The organism is Streptomyces kebangsaanensis (assembly GCF_001906585.1).
Taxonomy (GTDB): Bacteria; Actinomycetota; Actinomycetes; order Streptomycetales; family Streptomycetaceae; genus Streptomyces; species Streptomyces kebangsaanensis.
This window is the reverse complement of record NZ_JUJA01000097.1, coordinates 1-4,092: the sequence shown is the minus strand read 5'-3', so window position 1 is coordinate 4,092 and position 4,092 is coordinate 1. Positions and strand designations below refer to the sequence as shown.

The window sequence follows — 4,092 nt, the reverse complement described above, 5'->3', positions numbered from 1 at the left end:
TCTCGCCCGACGGGCGGCGCGCGGTGTGGCTGGCCTGGGACCACCCGCGGATGCCGTGGGACGGCACGGAACTGGTGATGGCCGAGGTCGCCGGGGACGGCACCTTCGGCGAGCCCCGGACCTGCGGGGGCGGCCCCGGCGAATCCGTCCCCCAGGCCGAATGGGCCCCGGACGGCTCACTGCTGTACGTGAGCGACCGCGGCGGCTGGTGGAACCTCTACCGCGACGGCCTGCCTCTGTGCCCCCGCGAGGAGGAGTTCGGCGGGCCGCTGTGGAAGCTGGGCCAACGCTGGTTCGCGCCGCTGGACAGCGGGCTGATCGCGGTCGTGCACGGCCGGGGTGCCACCGCCCTCGGCATACTCGACCCGGAGACCGGCGAGGTCGTCGACGCGGCCGGGCCCTGGACCGAGTTCGACGCCACGCTCGCGGCGCACGGCGAGAGGGCGGTGACGGTCGCCGCCAGTCCGCGCAGCGCCTACGAGGTCGTCGAGCTGGACACCAGGACCGGCCGGGCCCGGGTGATCGGCGCCGCCCACGACGACCCGGTGGACCCCGCCCACTACCCCGAGCCGCAGATCCGCACCTTCGCCGGACCCGACGGCCGCGAGGTCCACGCCCACGTCTACCCGCCGCACAACCCCGGGTGCGTGGCGCCCGGCGCCGAACTGCCGCCGTACGTCGTGTGGGTGCACGGCGGGCCCACCGGCCGGGCGCCCCTGGTGCTCGACCTGGAGATCGCCTACTTCACCTCGCGGGGCATCGGCGTCGCCGAGGTGAACTACGGCGGCTCCACCGGCTACGGCAGGGAGTACCGCGACCGGCTGCGCGAGCAGTGGGGCGTGGTCGACGTCGAGGACTGCGCGGCCGTCGCGCTCGCCCTCGCCGAGGAGGGCACCGCCGACCGGGCCCGGCTCGCGATCCGGGGCGGCAGCGCGGGCGGCTGGACCGCGGCGGCGTCCCTGACCACGACCGACGTGTACGCCTGCGGCACGATCCTTTACCCGATCCTGGACCTGACCGGCTGGGGCACGGGGGAGACCCACGACTTCGAGTCGCGGTACCTGGAGTCCCTGGTCGGCCCGCTCGCCGAGGTGCCCGGCCGGTACGCCGAACGCTCCCCGGCCGAGCACGCCGACCGCCTCACGGCCCCCTTCCTGCTGCTGCAGGGCCTGGACGACGTGATCTGCCCGCCGGCGCAGTGCGAGCGGTTCCTGGCCCGGCTGGCGGGCCGGGGAGTGCCGCACGCGTACATCGCCTTCGAGGGCGAGGGACACGGGTTCCGCCGGGCCGACACCATGGTCAGCGCCCTGGAGGCGGAGCTGTCGCTGTACGCTCAGGTGTTCGGCCTGGACCCGGCAGGCATCCCGACCCTGGAGCTCGGCACGTGAAGGAACTCCGCCGTCCCGCACGGCTCGCCCCCGGCGCCCGTGTGGCCGTCGTCGCGCCCAGCGGACCCGTGCCCGAGGAGCGGCTGCAGGCCGGACTGGACCTGCTGCGCGGCTGGGACCTGGACCCGGTGGCCGCGCCGCACGTCCTGGACCGGCACGGCACGTTCGACTACCTGGCGGGCGCGGACGCCGACCGCGCCGCCGACCTGCAGGCCGCCTGGTGCGACCCGTCGGTGGACGCGGTGCTGTGCGCGCGGGGCGGGTACGGCGCGCAGCGCATGGCCGACCTGCTCGACTGGGAGGCGATGCGGGCGGCCGGGCCGAAGGTGTTCGTCGGCTTCAGCGACATCACCGCGCTGCACGAGGCCTTCGCCACCCGCCTGGGCCTGGTCACGCTGCACGGGCCGATGGCCGCCGGCGTCGACTTCGTCAAGAGCGCCCGCGCGCAGGACCACCTCAGGGCCACCCTCTTCGCCCCCGAGACGGTCCGCACGATCGTCTCCGGCGGCACGGCCCTCGTCCCCGGGCGGGCCCGGGGCGTCACGCTCGGCGGCTGCCTGGCCCTGCTCGCCTCCGACCTCGGCACCCCGCACGCGCGGCCCCGCGCGGCCGGCGGCCTGCTGTGCCTGGAGGACGTGGGCGAGGAGACGTACCGCCTGGACCGCTACCTCACCCAGCTCCTGCGCGCCGGCTGGCTCGACGGGGTCCGCGGGGTGCTGCTCGGCTCCTGGGAGAACTGCGGTGCCCCCGACCGGGTCCGGGCCCTCCTCACCGACCGGCTCGGCGCGCTCGGCGTACCCGTCACCCAGGACTTCGGCTTCGGCCACTGCGCGGGGGCGCTGACGATCCCCTTCGGCGTCGCGGCCGAACTCGACGCCGAAGCGGGCACGTTGACACTCGACGAGCCCGCCCTGCGCTGAGGGGACGCCGAGCCACGACGCCGGGTGCGGGATCCGCGCGTAGGCTGACGGGATGCCGTACACCGCTTCCCGCCACCTCGCCGAGGGGCCCCGCGTCGGCATCCGCCCCTTCACCCACGAGGACGGCGCCGAGTTCACCGCCCGGGCCCGGGAGAGCAGGGACCTGCACCGGCCGTGGCTCTTCCCGCCGGACACGGCCGAGGCGTACACCGCCTACGCGCGGCGGCTGATCGAGGACCCGGCGAGGGCGGGCTTCCTGGTCTGCGAGAAGGACGGCGGCGCCATCGCCGGGTTCGTCAACATCAACAACATCGTGCACGGCGCCTTCCGGTCCGGCGCCCTCGGCTACGGCGCCTTCGCGCACGCCGCCGGGCGCGGCCTGATGCGCGAGGGGCTCGACCTCGTGATCGGGCACGCCTTCGGCCCGATGCGGCTGCACCGGCTGGAGATCAACGTCCAGCCCCGCAACACCGCCTCGATCGCCCTCGCCCGCGCCTGCGGCTTCCGCCTGGAGGGCTTCTCACCGGACATGCTCTTCGTCGACGGCGCCTGGCGGGACCACGAACGCTGGGCACTCACCGCCGAGATGCGCGCCTGACGTTGACCTTCACGGTGTTCAGGTCGGTGACGGCCGAGCGCAGGCCGCGAAAGCCTCCCCCACTGCCTGAACGGCGTGGGAGGCACCCCCAGCGACGACGGCGGACGGTGGACGGCCGCCACCACCGCGCTCGGCCGCGAGGCGATCGAGGCGCTGCTGCGCGCGGGACGCCCGGCCCCGGCGCGCGCCGTGTGGGAGCGGTTGCGTCCGGAGACCCGGGCGCGCGGCCGGTTCCGGCTGCTCGAAGCCGAGTTGCTGCTCGCCGAGGGGCGGCGGGAGGAGGCGCGGGCCGTCTTCGACGAGGACTTCGAGGTCGACGACCTGCGGGAGGGGGACGAGCGGATCGGCCGGGTGTGGGAGCGGGCCGGCGGCGGGGAGCTGCCCGGACGCCATGACTTCCGGATGCGCCCGCCGTCCGCCTGACCGCCCGGCCCGCGCGGCTCAGCCCCGGCGGTCCACGTACTCGTACACCGTCCCGTCGGGGTGCATCGCGATCAGATTGCGGCCCACCGGGGTGGGAACCGGACCGGCGACGATGTGCGCGCCGAGCTCGGTCAGCACCCGGTGGGCCTCGTCGACGTCCGTCACGGCGATGGTCGCCACCACCTTGCGCAGCAGCTCCAGCTGGGACTCGGGGCCGCTCATCAGCAGGAAGCAGCCGACCGCCGCCACTTGGACGCCGCCGCGTTCGAACCGGAGAGCCCTGCCGCCCGCGAGGCGTTCGTAGAACGGCACCGCGGTGTCCAGGTCGTCGACGCAGACGCGCAAGCTGGTTCCCAGAATCTCCATGCGGACGAGGGTAGTTGGCCGCGGAACGGATGGTGTTACCCGGCCGCTCGCGCGGGTACCCGCGGTACATGGAGCGCTTGGATCACCTGGAGCACCTGGACAAGCAACTGGTCGACGAGCTGGCGCAGGTGGCGCGCGAAACGGTGCGTGACGAGCTGCGCGAGCAGACCCGCAGGCAGCGCCGCACGGCCACGCTGTACGCCGCGTCCGGCGCCGTCGCCCTGTACGCGGGCGCGGCCCTCGCGCTCGCCGTGGGACTGGCCCTCGCCATCGGCCTGCCCGGCTGGGCCGCCGCACTGATCACCGCGGCGATCCTGGGCGCGGCGGCCTACGCGCTGCGCGAGGCCGCCCGGCCCTCGGCGTCCCGGCCCACGCCGGAGCGCGCCGCGGAGCCGGC

5 protein-coding genes and 1 pseudogene are annotated in these 4,092 nt (G+C 75.4%); 5 read left to right on the top strand and 1 reads right to left on the bottom strand.

All coding sequences use genetic code 11. From position 1 onward, the window contains the following. The 4 genes and pseudogenes from RH94_RS14345 to RH94_RS14330 all read left to right on the top strand — a co-directional run. On the top strand, nucleotides 1-1,388 hold a 1,388-nt coding region (locus RH94_RS14345; protein ID WP_234425762.1), incomplete at its 5' end, for a prolyl oligopeptidase family serine peptidase. Beyond that, entirely contained in the window at nucleotides 1,385-2,308 is a 924-nt protein-coding gene (locus RH94_RS14340) for a S66 peptidase family protein (RefSeq protein WP_073947993.1), read from the top strand. The genes RH94_RS14345 and RH94_RS14340, both read left to right, overlap by 4 nt. Before the next feature lie 52 nt (nucleotides 2,309-2,360). Beyond that, the gene (locus RH94_RS14335; RefSeq protein WP_073947992.1) at nucleotides 2,361-2,906 is read left to right on the top strand and encodes a GNAT family N-acetyltransferase; all 546 of its coding nucleotides are present in this window, start codon (nucleotides 2,361-2,363) and stop codon (nucleotides 2,904-2,906) included. 93 nt (nucleotides 2,907-2,999) lie between these two features. Further along, nucleotides 3,000-3,329 (top strand): annotated as a pseudogene (locus RH94_RS14330) (DUF5107 domain-containing protein); the annotation flags it as partial. An 18-nt stretch (nucleotides 3,330-3,347) separates the two neighbouring features. Here the strand turns inward: RH94_RS14330 and RH94_RS14325 are convergent. Continuing rightward, entirely contained in the window at nucleotides 3,348-3,695 is a 348-nt protein-coding gene (locus RH94_RS14325) for a VOC family protein (protein WP_073947991.1), read from the bottom strand. A gap of 68 nt (nucleotides 3,696-3,763) precedes the next feature. Here RH94_RS14325 and RH94_RS14320 point away from each other — a divergent pair. Beyond that, nucleotides 3,764-4,092, top strand: a 329-nt coding sequence (locus tag RH94_RS14320; RefSeq protein WP_199880951.1) for a phage holin family protein, incomplete at its 3' end; no start/stop codon positions are given.

Coding starts and splice junctions, on each gene's coding strand:
- RH94_RS14325 (WP_073947991.1), bottom strand. CDS start 3,695: ATGGAGATTCTGGGAACCAGCTTGCGCGTCTGCGTCGACGACCTGGAC.
- RH94_RS14335 (WP_073947992.1), top strand. CDS start 2,361: ATGCCGTACACCGCTTCCCGCCACCTCGCCGAGGGGCCCCGCGTCGGC.